The following is a 17902-nucleotide window of genomic DNA, read 5'->3' on the forward strand; positions in this document are numbered from 1 at the left end:
GCAAGGCGGTCGCCAAGCTGCTGACCGAGCACAACATCGCCTATGTGGCGCTGGACCTGGAGCCGCAGCGCATCGCCGCAGCCCGCCATGACGGGCTGCCGGTCTATTACGGTGACGCCAGCCAGGGAAGCGTCCTGCGCGCCGCCGGGATCGAGCGTGCACGCGCCGCCGTCATCACACTGAACCGGCCGGACGCCGCGCACCGCGCAGTGGAAGCCATCCATGCGACGGCGCCGACGCTGCCGATCATCGCGCGCGCCCACGACCTGGGGCAGAGCGCCGCCCTTGCCGGCGCCGGCGCCACCGCCATCGTGCCGGAAACCATGGAGGCGAGCCTGCAACTGGCCGGCCTCGTGCTGCGCAGCGCGGGGGTCGAGACCGCCGCGGTCGACATCAGCCTGAAGGCCTACCGCGACGGCAATTACCGTGCGCTCGCCGACCAGAAGAACACCGACTAGAGTGCGATTCACGCTTCAGACGGGATCGTCTGAAGCGTGAATCGCGCGGAAAATCAAATGCCTTACCGGGCGAAGACCCGCGCCCGGTCGATGTGGATGGCGCAGCGGTCGCCGGCGACGATGCCGAGGGTGGCGAGCCGCTCCCGGTCCATCTCGGCCTCCAGCGCCAGACCGGCGAGGTCGATCTCGATCCGCGCGTCGGGACCGACGACATGGATGCCGGAGATGCGCCCCGGACCGGCCGTGGCGGGCGTGACGCCGAGGTCGTGCGGGCGGACATAGGCGACCGCCGGCCCCTGCACGCCCCCGTCGGTCGGGATCGCCAGGGCGCCGCCGCCGACATGGGCGACCCCGCCCTCCACCGTGCAGTCGAAGCGGTTCACCTGCCCGAGGAATTCATAGACGAAGGCGGAGGCCGGGTGGTCGTAGACCTCCGCCGGGGTGCCGATCTGCTCGATCCGGCCCTGGTTCATCACCACCACGCGGTCGGCCAGCTCCAACGCCTCCTCCTGGTCATGGGTGACGAAGACGGAGGTGATGTGGATGTCGTCATGCAGCTTGCGCAGCCAGCGCCGCAGCTCCTTGCGGACCTTGGCGTCGAGCGCGCCGAAGGGTTCGTCCAGGAGCAGCACCTTCGGTTCGATGGCCAGCGCGCGGGCGAGCGCCACGCGCTGGCGCTGGCCGCCCGACAGCTGCGCCGGGTAGCGGCCAGCGAAGGGCGACAGCTGCACCAGTTCCAGCAGTTCGGCCACCCGCTGGCGGATCTGGGCGCTGCCCAGACGCTCGCCGCGCGGCCGCACCTTCAGCCCGAAGGCGACATTGTCGAACACCGTCATGTGACGGAACAGGGCGTAATGCTGGAAGACGAAGCCGACCTGCCGGTCGCGCGGCTTCAGCCCCAGCGCCTCCTCCCCGTTCAGCAGAAGGCCGCCAGCATCGGGGCTTTCCAGCCCTGCCATGATGCGCAGAAGCGTGGTCTTGCCCGAGCCGGACGGGCCGAGCAGGGCCAGAAGTTCGCCCGACTTCACTTCCAGGTCGACGGAATCGAGGGCGGTGAAATCGTTGAAGCGCTTGGTGATGCCTGAAACCTGGATCGCCATGGGTCGCGTTTTCCTCTCCAGAGTCCGGCGATCAGTGCCGGGCCGCCGCCAGCTCGTCCCCGAATCGCCACTCCAGCGCGGTCTTCACGACCAGCGTGACCAGGGCCAGCATGGCCAGGAGCGAGGCGACCGCGAAGGCGGCGACGAAATTGTATTCGTTGTAGAGAATCTCGACATGCAGCGGCATCGTGTTGGTCTCGCCCCGGATATGGCCGGAAACGACGGACACGGCGCCGAACTCCCCCATCGCGCGGGCGTTGCACAGCAGCACGCCATAGAGCAGGGCCCATTTGATGTTGGGCAGCGTGACCCGCCAGAAGGTCTGCCAACCGGAGGCCCCCAGCACCAGCGCCGCCTCCTCCTCGTCGGAGCCCTGTTCCTGCATCAGCGGGATCAGCTCGCGCGCCACGAAAGGGAAGGTGACGAAGACGGTGGCGAGCACCAGCCCCGGCACCGCGAAGATGATCTGGATGCCAAGATCGCGCAGATAGACGCCGAACAGCCCGTTCATGCCGAACAGAAGCACATAGATCAGGCCCGAGATCACCGGCGACACCGAGAAGGGCAGATCGATCAGCGTGATCAGCAGGTTCTTGCCGCGGAAGTCGAATTTCGCGACGCACCAGGACGCGGCGACCCCGAACACCAGATTGGCCGGCACCGAGATGGCGGCGACGATCAGCGTCAGCTTGATCGCGGCGACGGCGTCCGGTTCGATCAGCGCCGTCCAGTAGGCGTCGAACCCGCGGCGCAGCGCCTCCACGAACACCGCGATCAGGGGCAGCAGCAGGAACAGCGCCAGGAACAGCAGGGCTCCCCCGATCAGGACGGCGCGGACCCAGGCCGGTTCGGTCAGGGCCGACTGGGCGGGCGGCACCGGGATGGAGGCCGGCGCGGAGATGCTGGTATCAGCGGGCATGGCGCGACCTCATCCACTGCTGCAGAAGGTTGAGGATCAGGAGCATGATGAAGGAAACGCCCAGCATCGCCGTGCCGACCGCGGCGGCGCCGGCATAGTCGTACTGCTCCAGCTTGATGACGATCAGCAGCGGGACGATCTCGGTCAGGCCGGGCATGTTGCCGGCGATGAAGATGACCGACCCGTATTCGCCGACGCCGCGGGCGAAGGACAGGGCGAAGCCCGTCACCAGCGCCGGCAGGACGGCCGGAAGGATAATGCTGCGAAAGGTCTGGAAGCGCGAGGCACCGAGGGAGGCCGCGGCTTCCTCCTCCTCCGCCGGAAGATCCTGCAGGATCGGCTGCACCGTGCGGACGACGAAGGGAAGGCCGATGAAGGTCAGCGCGATGGCGATGCCCAGCGGCGTGAAGGCGACCTTCAGGCCGAACAGCTCGTTCAGCGGCTGGCCCAGCCAGCCGTTCGGGGCATAGAGCGCGCTGAGCGCGATGCCCGCCACCGCGGTCGGCAGGGCGAAGGGGAGGTCGACCAGCGCGTCGACCAGCCGCTTGCCGGGGAAGTCGTAGCGCACCAGCACCCAGGCCACCAGGAAGCCGAATACGGCGTTGGTCAGCGCGGCGGCGAGCGATAAGCCGAAACTCACCTCGAACGCGGCGATCACCCGGGGCGTCGTCACCGCCGACCAGAAGCCGCTCCACCCCAAACTGCTGGACCGCAGGATCAGGGCGGCCAGCGGGATCAGCACGATGAAGCTGAGATAGGTGAGCGTGAAGCCCAGCGTCAGCCCGAAGCCCGGGATGACGCTGGGTTTCCGGAAGAGGGGAACGGGGGCGCGGACCGTCACCGCACCCCCTTTCCCGCAAGAGCGCTGTCGCTGTCGGCAGCGGCGACCATAGGTCAGCGCCCCTTCTGGAAGATTTGGTCGAAGACACCACCGTCGGAGAAGTGCTTCTCTTGCGCGGCACGCCAGCCCCCGAATTGGTCGATGGTGACCAGCTTAACATCCGCAAAGCGTCCCGCATACTGGGTCGCCAGCTCCGGAAGACGCGGACGGTAATAGTTCTTCGCCGCGATCTCCTGTCCTTCACGGGTGTAGAGGAATTGCAGGTAGGCCTCGGCCACCTTGCGGGATCCCTTGCGGTCGACGACCTTGTCGACGACGGCGACCGGCGGTTCGGCCAGGATCGACAGGCTGGGCACCACGATCTCGAACTTGTCGGCGCCGAATTCCTGCAGCGACAGGTAGGCCTCGTTCTCCCAGGCCAGCAGCACGTCGCCGATCCCGCGCTGGGTGAAGGTCACGGTGGAGCCGCGGGCGCCGCTGTCCAGGACCGGGACGTTCTTCAGCAACTGCGACACGAATTCCTTAGCCTTGGCCTCGTCGCCGCCGCTGGTCTGCGCCGCATAGGCCCAGGCGGCCAGATAGTTCCAGCGGGCACCGCCGGAGGTCTTCGGGTTCGGGGTGATGACCTGCACGCCCGGCTTTACCAGGTCGTTCCAGTCCTTGATCCCCTTCGGATTACCCTTCTTCACCAGGAACACGATGGTCGAGGTGTAGGGGGAGCTGTTGTTCGGCAGGCGGCTCTGCCAGTCCTTCGGCAGCAGGCCGGCATCGGCGATGGCGTCGATGTCATAACCCAGCGCCAGGGTCACGATGTCGGCGTCCAGGCCGTCGATGACGGACCGCGCCTGCTTGCCGGAGCCGCCGTGCGACTGGCGCACGGTCAGGACACGGCCGGTTTCCGCTTCCCACTTCTTGGCAAAAGCCTTGTTGAACTCAACATAGAATTCCCGCGTGGGATCGTAGGACACGTTCAGCAGGGTGTCCTTGGAATCGGCGGCGGCGACACCCAGCCACGCCAGCGTGAGGCCGGCGGCGAGAAGGGTCAGGCGGCGAAGCGACATGGCAGGGGTCTCCTTCGGTGGCTCCTGAATTGCACGAATTTCTTTCGTGGTATCCGTGCCGTCTTTTCTATTTCTTGTGTAGAGTTTGCCCATTGGTGGTGCGCTTGGGAAGTGGTTTTTTCGCATCCACCCGCGGGAAAAATGCGGATTCCAATCAACCCGTTGGCGTTAAAGCGGAAAGCGCGTCCGGCGACCTCCTTCGGCACGCCCCGGCGGATCCTGCGTCGGATGGGGAACCGCATCCGGAACCGGCAACCTTGCCGCCTCCGCCCTGTTGATTACCGACAGATCGACAAACTCAGGAGCGCACACGATGGCTGGCCCTTTCCGGAAAGTAGGCACTGAACTCCCGAAGGCCGGCACCTCGCGGGGCTTGGGCCGTCCCGCCATGTGGACAATTCTCGGCATTCTCGCGGTCATAGCCCTGCTGCTGCTGTTCTTCCCGACCTGGTGACGGCGGCCGGCGGGGACGGGCCATGCTGGTCTATGGCGACCGGGAGACCTGCGAAGATCCCCGCCGCACCATCGCACGGCTGATGCAGGGGCTTGCCGACGCCGCGCCGCTCGCCCCCGGAACGGAGCGGCACGGCACCCTGGCGGCGCTGTTCATCGAGGCGGCGGAACTGGGCCAGGGCCTCGCCGACTCGGAGTTCCACGGCAGCGGCGAGGATGATTGCACGCCGCTGCAGCGGGCGGCCATGGCGGTCGTGATGGACCTCGCACAGCGGGTCGCCGCATCCTGGCGGCCGGGCGGGCGGGCCGAAGCCGCAGATCCGCCGGACACCTCTCCGCTGGAACGCTTGTCCGCCCTTCCCCTGCCCGACCTGATCCGCATGCGCCGGGCCGAAGGCCATGCCTTCTACGCCCTGTACCCGGAAGCCTATCTGGAGGCTGCGGCGGGATTGCCGCCCCGCTTCCGCGAAATGCCGCCGGTGGTGATCGGGCTGCGCAGCATCGGCACCGGACTGGCGGCCCTGGCGGCGGTTACGCTGAAGGCGCGGCAGCCGGTGACGCTGCGCCCGGTCGGACATCCGTTCCGACGGGAGCTGCGGATCTCGGACCGCCTGCGCGCCATGTTGCTTGCCGATCCGAACGCCGGCTATGTCGTGGTTGACGAGGGGCCGGGGCTGTCCGGCAGTTCCTTCGGGACGGTGGCCGACTGGCTGGAATCACAGGGGGTCGGCGCGGACCGGATCGCCTTCCTGCCCGGCCATGGCGGCGACCTCGGCCCCCAGGCATCCGAGCCGCACCGCAGGCGCTGGGCCGAGGCCGCACGTCCGGTGGCCGATTTCGAGTCGCTGTTCCGATCGGTCGACGGACCGTTTCCACCGCTGGAACGCTGGTTCGAGGATCTGCTGGGCCCACCCACCGCACCGCTGGAGGATTTATCGGGCGGAGTATGGCGGCGGCAGTCCGATTCCGCGGCCACCCTGCCGGCCAATCCGCGGCAGGAACGCCGCAAATTCCTTCTGCGTACCGGCAACGGCCGCTGGCTGCTGAAGTTCGCCGGGCTGGGGCGCGCGGGGAAGGATCTGCTGGACCGTGCCCGCACGCTCCATGCCGCCGGCTTCACCGCCGAACCGGCGGGCCTGCGCCACGGTTTCCTCGCCGAGCGCTGGCTGGAGGATGCCCGGCCGCTGACCGAAGTCCCGCCGGACGCCGTGGCCCGCCTCGCCGGCTATCTCGCCTTCCGCGCCCGGCATTTTCCGGCCGCTCCGGACTCCGGCGCCGGCCTGACCGACCTGCTGACCATGGCCCGCATCAACGTCGCGGAGGCGATGGGTGACGACGCCGCCGCCCTGCTGGACCGCTGGACGCCGGACCGGCTTGCGTCCCTGGAGAGTGGCGTCCGTCGGGTGGTCACCGATGGCCGGCTGCAGCGCTGGGAGTGGCTGCGGCTGCCGGACGGACGCCTGATGAAGGCCGATGCGCTGGACCATGCCGCGGCGCACGACCTGATCGGTTGCCAGGACATCGCCTGGGACGTGGCCGGCGGCATTGTGGAGTTCGACCTGTCCGATGCGCAGGCCGGCACCCTATGCCGTGCGCTGGACTCGGCGGTGGGGCTCGACCGGCTGCTGCTGGAATTCCTGCTGCCCTGCTACATCGCCTTCCAGATCGGCTGTTGGACCTTCGCGCTTGGCAGCGACCCGACCGCCGAGGCGGAACGCCGGCGCTATGAGGAGCAGTGGCGCCGGCGATCGGGGATATCGGTCGGACCGGTTAGGCCATTTCGGCCGACGGCGCCGCGCCGGCCAGCGCCTCGTGCAGGGCCTGCATCAGACTGTCGATGCGGTAGGGCTTCGACAGCACCCGGATGCCTTCGGTCCGCGCCACGTCCTCGCTGTAGCCGGTCGTCAGCACCACCGGCAGGCCGGGACGCAGGACGAGGGCCTCGCGGCAGAGGTCGATCCCGCTCAGCCGGCCGGGCATCACGACGTCGGAGAACAACAGGTCGATGCGCTCCCCGCCGGTCAGCATCGGCAGCGCCTCGTCCGCGGTGGCGGCGCGCAGCACGATCCAGCCGGCATCCTCCAGCGCCGCGGAGACGGAAGAGGCGACCACCGGATCGTCCTCCACCATCAGCACGCGGGCGCCGTCCAGGCGCGGGGCGGCGATGCGGACTTGCGGGGCGCTCGCCCGCGGCGCCTGGGCGGACGCGCGCAGAAGCAGCGTGATGGTGGCGCCCTGCCCCGGCCGGCTGTCGATCCAGACGGTGCCGCCGGCCTGCCGGGCCAGCCCATAGACCTGCGCCAGGCCGAGGCCGGAGCCCTTGCCGACCTCCTTGGTGGTGAAGAAGGGGTCGAAGGCCTTGGCGATCACCTCCGGCGGCATGCCGGTCCCGGTGTCGCTCACCGACAGGCGCACGAACTCCCCCTCCAGGCCGGTGGGGTCGCCGGGGCCGAGCGTCGCGTTCTCCGCCGCGATGGTCAGGCTGCCGCCCTGGGGCATCGCGTCGCGCGCGTTTACCGCCATGTTGATCAGCGCCAGTTCGAACTGGGTCGGGTCGACCTCGATCGGGCGCAGGTCGGGGGCGAAGCGGGTCTCCACCCGGATATCGGCGCGGAGCGCGCGCTCCAGCAGACCGGCCATGGCCAGCACCCGGTCGCGGAGGTCGATAGGCTCCGGACGCAGGCTGTCGCGGCGGGCGAATCCCATCAGCTGCTGGACCAGCTTGCTGCCGCGGTCCACCGCCTGCATCCCGGCCTCCAGCAGCGGCGCCACCCGCGGCTCCGCGGTGCGGCGGCCGATCATGGTCAGGCAGCTGCTGAGCGCCTGGAGCAGGTTGTTGAAATCATGAGCGACCCCGCCGGTCAGCTGGCCGACCGCCTCCATCTTCTGCGCCTGCCGCAGCTGGTCCTCTGCCCGGCGCAGGGCGGCCTCCGACTCCTTGCGTGCGGTCACGTCGCGGCCGACGGCGTGGATGAAACGGTCGTCGGGAACCGCGGTCCAGGAAATCCAGCGGTAGGACCCGTCCCGGTGGCGGTAGCGGTTCTCGAACCGCATGGTGGTCAGGCCCGATTCCAGCCGGGCCGCCTCGGACTGCGTCGCCTCCCGGTCGTCGGGATGGACGTAGTCGAGGAAGAGGGTTCCCGGCAAATCCTCTTCCGGCCAGCCCAGCAGAGCGGTCCAGGCCGGATTGACCGCGGTGATCGTCCCGTCGAAGCGCGCGACCAGCATGATGTCGGTCGACAGCCGCCACATGCGGTCGCGGTCGGCGGTGCGCTCGGCCACCCGCTGTTCCAGCGTCGCGTTCAGTTCGCGCAGGGCCTCCTCGGCGCGCTTGCGGTCGGTGATGTCGTAACAGGCGCCGAGCACCCGCGTCGCGCCCCCCTCCCCCTGCGGCCCGGCTTGGGTTATCGCCTGCGCACGCCGGGCGATCCAGCGCACCTCGCCGCTGCCGTGCCGGAGGATGCGGTATTCGACATAGCCCAGCCCCTCCGCCGGCACGCGGCCGGGCTGCAGGGTCGGCAGGGACGGCCGGTCCGCCGGATGGATCAGGGTGACCAACTCCACGAGGGGGACCAGGGGCCGCGGCTCGACACCCCACAGGCGGCAGAATTCGGGCGACACCGCCAGCATGCCGTCCTCGCGCAGTTCGAAGGTGCCGACCCCGCCGGCATCCTGCGCGATGCGCAGCCGCTGCTCGCTTTCGCGCAGCGCCTCCTCGGTGCGCTTCATTCCGGTGACGTCGTTGCCCTGCACGAACATGCCGGTGACCTGTCCCTGGTCATCCCGGATCGGCTGGAACACGAAGGTGACGAAACGGTCCTCCAGCGGTTCGCCGGGCCGCCGCGCCAGCCTCGCCCGCATGCCTTCACCGACGAAGGGCTCGCCGGAGGCATAGACCCGGTCGGCCAGCTCGAAGAAGCCCTGCCCCACCACCTCCGGCAAAGCCTCCCTCGCCGGCTTCCCGACGATGTCGCGGCGGCCGATCAGGTCGAAATAGGCGTCGTTCGCCATTTCATAGACATGGTCGGGACCGCGCCAGACATACATGAAGCCGGGAGCCTGCCGGAACAGGGCGCGGAACCGTTCCCCCTCCGCCCGAAGCTGACGGTTGGCGCGGCGCAGCTCCGCCTCGGCCTGCACGCGCTCCAGCGCCGACCAGGTGCGCTCCGCCACCTCCTTGACCAGTTCGACCTCGTCGTCGCGCCAGCGCCGCGGCGTCCGGCTGTGGACGTAGAGCGCGGCGACCATCCGCCCCTGCTTCACCAGGCTGGCGGTGATGACGGCGGAGAATTCCAGCGCCTCGAAGGCCGCCCGCAGGGCCGGCGCCGCCGTGCGCGGATCGCCGGCGGCATCGTGGATGACCAGCGTCTCCCCGCTGCGCAGCGCTGCCAGCACCGGTTCCCCGAAGGCCATCAGGTCATGGGTGCCGATGTGGGACTGCACCGTCCCGTCGGTCCAGTTGCGCTCGGTGGTGAAGAAGCGCTCGCCCTCGTCCATCGTGCCGTAGCCGACGCGGCTGACGCCGAGATGACGCCCGATCTCCTCCGCCGCCGCGACCACCACGTCGAGCGGATCCGACAGCTCGCGCAGGCGGTGCTCCAACTCGACATGGAAGGCCATGCGCCGCTGGGCCTGCACGGCCGCCGTCGTCTCCGTCACGATGCAGAGGAAGCCGCCAACCTTTCCCGCCGCGTCCATGATCGGCGTATAGGAGAATGTGAAATAGGCGTCCTCGACATGGCCGCCCCGCTCCAGCGGCACCGTCCAGTTCTCCTGCCTCAGCGCTTCACCGCCGAGGACCTGATGGACGAAGCCCTGCGCCTGCGGCCAGGCATCCGGCCAGACCTGCGCCATCGGCCGCCCCAGCGCGTCCGGGTGCCGGGCGCCGAGAATCTCGAGATAGGCGTCGTTGTAGAGGAAGGTGACCTCAGGCCCCCAGCCGATGAACATCCCCTGCCGGGAGCGCAGCATCATGCCAGTCGCGGCGCACAGTTCCGGCGGCCAGCCGGAGGGCGGACCGAGAGTCGTCGCCGCCCAGTCATGGCTGCACATGAGTTCGCCGACCTCGCCACCTCCGGTCAGGAAGGCGGGCGGCACCGCGAGGGAGGAGGACGGTTTCACCGGCGAGGCCCGGCGTTGGCGGAATTCGGGCAGCCTTGGGCGTCCATCATCGGCAAGCAAATGTTCAGAGTCGAAGCGCTCCGTTATCACACGCCTGCAGGTGCCGAGGTAGCTGTCCAATCGTCAGCCCCGTTCGGGGTATCGCCCGCGCCGAGGGGACGGCACCCATCAACGGGCTTTGCACGGCTCCACCATACTAATATATTGCAATCGGTGCCGCACGCTGCCCCACCCGGTCGCCTCATGCGGCCGTTCCGCGGGGCAGTTTCCGGATGCTCCTCTCGGACTTGAGGCCCGCCGTGCTATTTTGGCCGGCGGCTTCCTTTTCCGTCCTGCGGACGCTCCCCCTTTCAAGACCTGCAAACGGGACCTGGACATGACCTTGCCCTGCCAAGCGGTCCTGTTCGATTTCGACGGCGTCATCGTGGAATCGAACGCGATCAAGCTTGAAGCCTTCCTCAGCCTGTACCGCGGGCACGGCCCGGAGGTGGACCGGGCAATCGCCGATTTCTACCACCGCAACGGCGGGCTGCCGCGGGGGCAGATGCTCCACCACTTCGATCAGGTGCTGCTTGGCCTGCCGCGGGACGACGAACGCATCGAGGAGATGGTCCGCCGCGTCGGCGCGATGGTGGAGGATGCCGTCGCCGCCTGCGAGGAAATCCCCGGCGCGCTCGATTTCGTCCGCCGGCACGGCGAGCGGCACCCGCTGTTCGTTGCCTCCGGCACGCCGGAGACGGAGTTACGGCGGATCGTGGAGCGCCGCGGCTGGACGCCGCTGTTCGCCGAGGTCGCCGGCAGCCCCCGCCACAAGACCGTCGTCGTCGCCGACCTGATCGCCCGCCACGGCATCGACACCGGCCGCAGCGTCTTCGTCGGCGACGCCCTGACCGACCTGGAGGCGGCGCAGACCAATGGGCTTCCCTTCATCGGGATCGTCCGCCCCGGCGCGGAGAACGTGTTCCCCGCCGGCACGCACATCGAACCCGACCTGACCGCGCTGGAAGGCGCCATCGCGATGGTTCTGGGCCGGGCGTGAACGCCCCCGCCCGGACTTGAGCCGATACGGAACGGCTGGCCGTCGACCATTGCGCCGGCCGGCCCGGTTCCCCCGCCGGATGCCCGGCGATCCCGCTGAATTCCCCGTCCCTGCCGCCTCCGCCTGCGGCAAACTGTCCGTCCGGGTCCGGAAGCGCGGAAGCGGTTTGCCTCGCGCTCTAATATATTAGTATAATAATGCCATGATGCTTCCGGTGAGGCCCTGACCATGACATCGGACCCATTGGAAACGGCGCTGCTCCTGCGTGTGGTGATGATCCTGGGGCTGCTGCTTCTCGGTTTCTCTAACCTCTTCCACGGGGATGCCCGGACCATGGCGACCTACACCGACCTGAAGCGCGACGATTACCGCGCCACCATCGACGGCAAGCCGGTGGACCTGTTCACTCTGCGCAACGGCCGGGGCATGGTGGTGCGGATCACCAATTACGGCGCCAAGATCGAACAGATCCTGGTTCCCGACCGCGACGGAGCCCTGGGCGACGTCGTCCAGGGCTATGACACCATCGACGGTGCTATGGGCGGCCAGCCCTCCATGGGGTCCTTCATCGGGCGCTATTGCGGGCGCATCGACGGTGGGCAATTCACGCTGGACGGCGTGGCCCATCAGGCATCGGTCAACAGCCCGCCCAACGCCGTTCATGGCGGCCAGCGCGGCTCGCGCTTCCGCGTCTTCGACGCCCGCCAGCTGGACAAGGCCAGCCTGGAACTGACCTACGTTTTCGAGGACGGGGAGGAAGGCTTCCCCGGCACCCTGCCGGTGCGGCTGGTCTACACAGTCGGCGACGACAACGCCCTCACCATCGCCTGGACCGCCGTGGCGGCCGACAAGACCACCATCGCAAACTTCACCGACCACACCTTCTTCAACCTGTCGGGCGATCTCGGATCGTCCATCCTCGACCATGTCGCCACCGTCCATGCCGGCCGCTATCTGGCACTCAGCGACACCGCGGTGCCGACGGGCGAGGTGGTGGACGTCACCGGCACTCCGCTCGACTTCCGCACCCCGGCCGCCTTCGGCGACCGCATCGCCGATGACCACCGCATGCTGGCGCTCGGCAAGGGCTATGACCTGCATTACGTGATCGACCGGCCGGCGTCCGGACCGGCGCCGGCGCTCCATGCCCGCATCCTCCACCCCGGCAGCGGCCGGACGCTGGAGGTGCTGTCGACCGAGCCCGGCCTTCAGCTCTACACCGGCAATTTCCTGGAGGGCAAAGCCCCCCGCGACGTCGGCAAGGGCGGCACGCTCTACACGAAGCACAGCGCCTTCTGCGCCGAACCGTCGAAGTTCCCGAACTCCGTCAACATCCCCTCCTTCCCCTCGACCGTGCTGCGCCCCGGCCAATGGTATGCCGGGTCCATCGTCTACCGGTTCGGGGTGGCCTGAGGCGGCGACGCCGCCCGCCCCCACTCTTTCAGCCCCGCACGGCCGCCATCTTCTCTCCGGAGCCAGTTACCCCCATGAGCACTGACAAGCCGATCCGCCGTTACCGGCAGACGAAAATCGTCGCCACGCTCGGACCGTCCTCCTCCTCGCCCGCGATGATCCGCCGCCTGTTCGAGGCCGGCGTCGACGTCTTCCGCCTGAACTTCAGCCATGGCAGCCACCAGGACCATGGCGAGCGGGTCCGCGCCATCCGCGCGCTGGAGGAGGAAACCGGCCGCCCCATCGCCATCATGGCCGACCTGCAGGGTCCGAAGCTGCGGCTCGGCCGCTTCGCCGACGGTCCGGTGACGCTGACCCCCGGCCAGTCCTTCTGCCTCGACCTGCTGTCGGAGCCGGGCGACGCCCGCCGGGTCGGCATGCCGCATCCGGAGATCTTCGCCGCCCTGGTGCCCGACGCCGAACTGCTGCTGGACGACGGCAAGGTGCGGCTGCGGGTGACCGCCTGCGGCGCCGACTTCGCCGAGACGGTAGTGGTGTCCGGCACGAAGCTGTCCGACCGCAAGGGCGTCAACGTCCCCGGCGTGGTGCTGCCGCTGTCGCCGCTGACCGCCAAGGACCGCGCCGACCTGGACTTCGCCCTCGACCAGGGGGTGGACTGGGTGGCGCTCAGCTTCGTCCAGCGGCCGGAGGATGTGGCCGAGGCGCGCAAGCTGATCGCCGGCCGCGCCGCCCTGCTGTCCAAGCTGGAGAAGCCGCAGGCCATCCAGCATCTCGACCACATCGTCGAGATGTCGGACGGCGTCATGGTGGCCCGCGGCGACCTGGGCGTGGAAATGCCGCCGGAGGACGTGCCGTCCATCCAGAAGCGCATCGTCCATGCCGCCCGTCTGGCCGGCAAGCCGGTGATCGTTGCCACCCAGATGCTGGAATCGATGATCTCCGCCCCCGCCCCGACCCGTGCGGAGGCGTCCGACGTCGCCACCGCGGTGTTCGACGGCGCCGATGCCGTCATGCTGTCGGCGGAAACCGCGTCGGGCGAGTACCCGGTGGAAGCGGTGTCGATCATGGACCGCATCGCGCGCCGGGTGGAAGGCGACACGCTCTACCGCAAGATGATGGACGCGCAGCACGCCGATCCGGAGCAGACCGCGTCGGACGCCATCACCGCCGCCGCCCGTCAGGTCGCCCACACGATCGGGGCGGCGGCCATCGCCACCTACACCACCAGCGGATCGACCACGCTGCGGGCCGCGCGCGAACGGCCGGAGGTGCCGATCCTCTGCATGACCGAGAAGGCCGCCATCGCCCGCCGCCTCGTGCTGGCCTACGGCGTCCATGCGGTGCTGACCGAGGACGTGCAGAACTTCTCCGACATGGTGCACAAGGCCGCCCGGCTGGCCTTCGTCCATGGGCTGGCCGAGGAAGGGCAGCGGCTGGTCATCACCGCCGGGGTTCCCTTCGGCATGCCGGGATCGACCAACATCCTGCGCATCGCCTGGGTCGAACCGCCGAGCCGTCAGGACCGCGATCGCGACGCCCAGGCCCGCCGGCCGTTGGAGTTGACCGAGGCCTGAGCGCAAAGCGCGACACGACCGCAACCTCCGCCAATAGCCGTGCTTCCGTTTCGAATAAACGGAAGCACGGCCGAGTACAAAACGAATAGCCGATCGGCCTTGCGGACTATCGGCCTCGGAACACTTGACATCGATCAAATTAAGATAGCTTTTTAGCTAACTGCCGGGCGTCACCGCGACACCGGTTCGGCCGTGCCTCCCCGAATGCGACAGTCCCCTAACCCATTTCCTGCCTGAGACGGCGGGTTCCCCGGGATTGGCGGCGGCGGGGGAAGGGGCGGCGCATCGGTGTTTCAGGAGAGTTCCGGGATGACCATAGAACTGGCCGGACTGTGTTTCACGTCGGCGTCCGGCCTGCCCTTCTCCCACCAGCCCTGGCTCGTGGCGCTGTCCTATGCCGTCGCCGCCTTCGCCTCCTACTCCGCCCTCGACATGACGGAGCGGATGCACCGCACCGACGGCGCCGCCCGCCTGCTGTGGCAGGCCTGCGCCGCCGCGGCGCTGGGGGGCGGCATCTGGGCGATGCACTTCATCGGCATGCTGGCGCTGACCATCGCCTTGCCGGTCTCCTACGATCCCTTCAAGACCCTGCTGTCGCTGGCGACCCCGATCACCTTCGCCGCCGTCGGCTTCGCCATCATCCGGCACCGCCGATCCCGCGGCGCCATCGTCGCGGCTGGCGGCATCGTCGGGCTCGGGGTGGCGGTGATGCATTATCTCGGCATGGCCGCCATGGTCCTGCCCGGCCGCATCGCCTACGATCCCGGCCTGTGGGTCCTGTCGCTGGCCATCGCTGTCATCGCCGCCACCGCGGCGCTGTGGCTGTCCACCCGCATCCACCGCCCGCGCGAACGCGCAATCGCCGCGCTGGTCATGGCGGTGGCCGTCTGCGGCATGCATTACACCGGCATGGGCGCCCTGGTGGTCCAGTTCGACCCGCTGCTGATGGCCTCCGCGGACGAGGCGATGGCCGAGGGAGTTTCCAGCGGCCCGCTGGCGGCCGTGGTGGCGATCGCGACCTCCAGCCTCCTGCTGCTGGCGCTGGTCTCCACCGCCGCCGACCGCCGCATCACCGCGGCGGTCGCGCATGAGGCCGCGGCCCTGCGCACCGCCAACCTGGAACTGCAGGCCACGCGTCTCCAGCTGGAAGCCACCCAGCGCGAGATCATCCGCCGCCTGTGCAGCGCCGGGGAGTTCCGCGACAACGAGACCGGACAGCATGTCGCCCGCATGGCCCAGATCGCCCATCATCTGGCATTGGCGGCCGGCTGCACGCCCGCCTTCGCGTCCCAACTCCTGGAAGCGGCCCCCCTGCACGACATCGGCAAGATCGGCGTTCCCGACCATGTCCTGCTGAAGGCCGGCCGGCTGGAGGCCCAGGAATGGGCGATCATGCGCCAGCACGCGATCATCGGCCGGCGGCTGCTGGCCGGCAGCGGGCTGCCCCTGCTTGACCTCGCCGCCGAGATCGCCGGGACCCATCACGAGAAGTGGGACGGCAGCGGCTATCCCGAGGGGCTGCGCGGCACCGACATCCCGCTGTCCGGCCGCATCGTCGCCATCGCCGACGTGTTCGACGCCCTGCTGTCGCACCGCCCCTACAAGGAGCCCTGGCCGGTGGAGGCCGTCGTCGCCCATCTGCGGGAACAGGCGGGACACCATTTCGACCCCGATCTGGTGACGGTCTTCCTCGCCAATCTCGACACCATGATGGCGATCCGCTCCCGCTTCCTCGACGAGGCGGATGAGCATCCCATGCTGATGGAGTCTGGGACTGCCTGACAAATATCAGGGTTTTCCCCAATGGCATTTTCCTGAAAAATTTATGCAGGGCCTGAAATATCATCAAAATAATATGGCGCCTCTTCTTCATGCCTACTGACAACCTGGATGGACTGTTAACGGTTTATTCGGCGATCCACGAATAAGGATGATCCTGGCACTTTAGTGCCGACCCTCGTCATCCTTATCGATCCGGGACAATGCGCCACGCCCTGACCGCCGAACTGACAGCCGGGTTCGACTGGCTCCCGGACCGCGAAGCAGGGTCGGCGTATGCCGTCCATGACGCGCTTCCGGTGGGGATCGCGGTCCTGGATCGACAGCTCCGTTGCCTGCGGATGAACCGGCGCATGGGCGCCATGGCCGGGCTGCCATCCTCCGCCGCGGCGGGCGTGTCGCTGACCGGCCTCTGGCCGGAGGCGGAGGAGGCCCTGCTCGCGGCACTGCCGGCCGTGCTGGACGGCGCGGTGGTGGAGGACATCCCCCTCGCCGGCGGGGCCCTGGCCGCCGCGCTGCATCCCCACGCCGACGGAACCGGAGCCGCCCTGCTCTGCATCGTGGAGGACCGCTCCGAACTGCGGCGGCGGGAAGCCGAACTCCGGCGGTTCGAGGAGCTGCATCGCCACACGCTGGAGCAGAGCAACCTCTATCCCTGGTCCAGCGACCCCGACGGCACGCCGCGGACGACGCCGCGCTGGCGGGAACGCACCGGCCTGAGCGCCGACGAGACCGCCACCGCCGAGGGCTGGAGCGCAGCGCTCCACCCCGACGACCGCGCGCCCTTCGCCGCCGCCTGGACCCTGGCGCTGGAGAGCGGCACACCGCTGGAGATCGACCTGCGCCTGCGCGTCGCGGAAGGGAGGACGCGGGGCGGCGACGGCTATCGCTGGTTCCGCCGCCGCGCCTCTGCCCACCGCGCCGGGGATGGCGGCATCCTTCACTGGTACGGCACCGACGAGGACATCCACGAGCGCCGTCTTGCCGAGGATGCGCTCCGCGAAAGCGAGGACCATTACCGCCATTCGGTCGAGCTTAACCCGCAATTCCCGTTCACGCTCGACGCCGAAGGCCGGCTGCTGGAGATATCGTCGCGCTGGCGCGCCCTGGTCGGCCTGACCCACGAGGAAACGCTGGGCCATGGCTGGATGCGCGTCGTCCATCCCGACGATGTCCGAAGAACCCAGGAAAATTGGGCCGACGCCATGGCGACCGGTGTGCGGATCGACCATGAAAAGCGCATCCGCATGGCCGACGGCAGCTATCGCTGGTTCCGCGGGCGTGCCGCCGCCCGGCGCGATGCGTCCGGCCGGGTCGTCCGTTGGTACGGCTCGACCGAGGATATCCACGAACGGAAGATGACCGAGGCGGCACTGCGCGAGAGCGAGTCCTTCGCCCGCCAGATCCTCGACAACACGCCGGAATGCGTGAAGGTCCTGGACATGGAAGGGCGGCTGACCTTCATGAGCATCCCCGGCCTCGCCCTGATGGAACTGGACAGCTTCGACTGCGTGGACGGCCAGCTCTGGGAGTCCTTCTGGCCGGAGGAACGGCGGGCGGAGCTGCGCGCGTCGGTGGACGTTGCGCGGCAGGGCGGCACCGGCCGCTTCCTCGGCTTCTGCCCGACGGCGAAGGGCACGCCGAAATGGTGGGACAACCTGATCTGTCCCCTGCCCGGCCCCGACGGACGGCCGCAGCGGCTGCTGGCGATCTCCCGCGACGTCACCGACATCCAGACGGCCCGGCAGAAGGTGGACGAGACCACGGCCCTGCTGTCCGGGGTGCTGGAGAGCACGACCGACAGCGTGGTGTTCGTCGACCGCGACTGGCGCATCACCTACCGCAACCCGGCGGCGGCGGCCATCCATGCGGGATGCGGCATCCGGCTGGGCGACGATTTCTTCGGCGCCTTCCCGCAGCAGACCGGCACGCGCGGGCATTTCCGCAAGGCGATGGCGGAGCAGCGGCCGGTGGTCTTCGAGGAGTTCGTGACGGCGCTCGGCGAATGGACGGAGATCCATGCCTTCCCCACCGCGCAGGGCCTGTCGGTCTTCTTCCGCAACGTCACCGAACGCCGCCGCATGGAAGAGGAGCGGCGCGCCGCGCAGGAGAAGATCGCCCGCCTCGCCCGGCTGGATCGCTGA

General features: G+C 68.9%; 11 protein-coding genes (1 of these 11 only partly in view). 6 read left to right on the forward strand and 5 right to left on the reverse strand.

The window, feature by feature from the left end:
• Positions 1-458, forward strand: partial view of a monovalent cation:proton antiporter-2 (CPA2) family protein gene (locus AB8P05_RS21980; RefSeq protein WP_472760356.1) — the 3' end only. It extends 1240 nt beyond the left edge of the window; the window shows 458 of its 1698 coding nt (coding positions 1241-1698); its start codon lies off the left edge, out of view; the stop codon is at positions 456-458.
• A gap of 62 nt (positions 459-520) precedes the next feature.
• Here AB8P05_RS21980 and AB8P05_RS21985 read toward each other — a convergent pair whose 3' ends face one another.
• The 5 genes from AB8P05_RS21985 to AB8P05_RS22005 form a co-directional block, all read right to left on the reverse strand.
• Positions 521-1558, reverse strand: coding sequence for a sulfate/molybdate ABC transporter ATP-binding protein (locus tag AB8P05_RS21985; RefSeq protein ID WP_472760357.1), 1038 nt, complete (start codon positions 1556-1558; stop codon positions 521-523).
• A gap of 31 nt (positions 1559-1589) precedes the next feature.
• Complete coding sequence (cysW, locus tag AB8P05_RS21990; RefSeq protein WP_472760358.1) at positions 1590-2477, reverse strand: sulfate ABC transporter permease subunit CysW; 888 nt, start codon at positions 2475-2477, stop codon at positions 1590-1592.
• Positions 2467-3318, reverse strand: coding sequence for a sulfate ABC transporter permease subunit CysT (gene cysT, locus AB8P05_RS21995; RefSeq protein WP_472760359.1), 852 nt, complete (start codon positions 3316-3318; stop codon positions 2467-2469). Before cysT ends, cysW begins: the two co-directional genes overlap by 11 nt.
• Before the next feature lie 53 nt (positions 3319-3371).
• On the reverse strand, positions 3372-4379 hold the full coding sequence (locus tag AB8P05_RS22000; RefSeq protein ID WP_472760360.1) for a sulfate ABC transporter substrate-binding protein: 1008 nt from the start codon (positions 4377-4379) through the stop codon (positions 3372-3374).
• Between the two features lie 2223 nt (positions 4380-6602).
• The gene (locus AB8P05_RS22005) at positions 6603-9953 is read right to left on the reverse strand and encodes a PAS domain S-box protein (protein WP_472760361.1); all 3351 of its coding nucleotides are present in this window, start codon (positions 9951-9953) and stop codon (positions 6603-6605) included.
• A gap of 376 nt (positions 9954-10329) precedes the next feature.
• Here AB8P05_RS22005 and AB8P05_RS22010 point away from each other — a divergent pair, with 376 nt between their 5' ends.
• The 5 genes from AB8P05_RS22010 (at position 10330) to AB8P05_RS22030 (ending at position 17902) form a co-directional block, all read left to right on the forward strand.
• On the forward strand, positions 10330-10992 hold the full coding sequence (locus tag AB8P05_RS22010) for an HAD family hydrolase (protein ID WP_472760362.1): 663 nt from the start codon (positions 10330-10332) through the stop codon (positions 10990-10992).
• A 228-nt stretch (positions 10993-11220) separates the two neighbouring features.
• Positions 11221-12405, forward strand: coding sequence for an aldose epimerase family protein (locus tag AB8P05_RS22015; protein WP_472760363.1), 1185 nt, complete (start codon positions 11221-11223; stop codon positions 12403-12405).
• 74 nt (positions 12406-12479) lie between these two features.
• Positions 12480-13979 (forward strand): pyruvate kinase, encoded by a 1500-nt coding sequence (pyk, locus tag AB8P05_RS22020; protein WP_472760364.1) that lies wholly within the window; start codon positions 12480-12482, stop codon positions 13977-13979.
• A 309-nt stretch (positions 13980-14288) separates the two neighbouring features.
• Positions 14289-15761, forward strand: coding sequence for an MHYT domain-containing protein (locus AB8P05_RS22025; RefSeq protein WP_472760365.1), 1473 nt, complete (start codon positions 14289-14291; stop codon positions 15759-15761).
• Positions 15762-15961: 200 nt separating this feature from the next.
• A complete protein-coding gene (locus AB8P05_RS22030; protein WP_472760366.1) occupies positions 15962-17902 on the forward strand; it encodes a PAS domain-containing protein in 1941 nt (646 codons plus the stop codon).

The sequence above is a fragment of the Azospirillum sp. VT-I1 genome (assembly GCF_055698305.1).

Coding starts and splice junctions, on each gene's coding strand:
- AB8P05_RS22010 (WP_472760362.1), top strand. CDS start 10,330: ATGACCTTGCCCTGCCAAGCGGTCCTGTTCGATTTCGACGGCGTCATC.
- AB8P05_RS22030 (WP_472760366.1), top strand. CDS start 15,962: ATGCGCCACGCCCTGACCGCCGAACTGACAGCCGGGTTCGACTGGCTC.
- AB8P05_RS22015 (WP_472760363.1), top strand. CDS start 11,221: ATGACATCGGACCCATTGGAAACGGCGCTGCTCCTGCGTGTGGTGATG.
- cysW (WP_472760358.1), bottom strand. CDS start 2,477: ATGCCCGCTGATACCAGCATCTCCGCGCCGGCCTCCATCCCGGTGCCG.
- AB8P05_RS22025 (WP_472760365.1), top strand. CDS start 14,289: ATGACCATAGAACTGGCCGGACTGTGTTTCACGTCGGCGTCCGGCCTG.
- AB8P05_RS22000 (WP_472760360.1), bottom strand. CDS start 4,379: ATGTCGCTTCGCCGCCTGACCCTTCTCGCCGCCGGCCTCACGCTGGCG.
- AB8P05_RS21985 (WP_472760357.1), bottom strand. CDS start 1,558: ATGGCGATCCAGGTTTCAGGCATCACCAAGCGCTTCAACGATTTCACC.
- pyk (WP_472760364.1), top strand. CDS start 12,480: ATGAGCACTGACAAGCCGATCCGCCGTTACCGGCAGACGAAAATCGTC.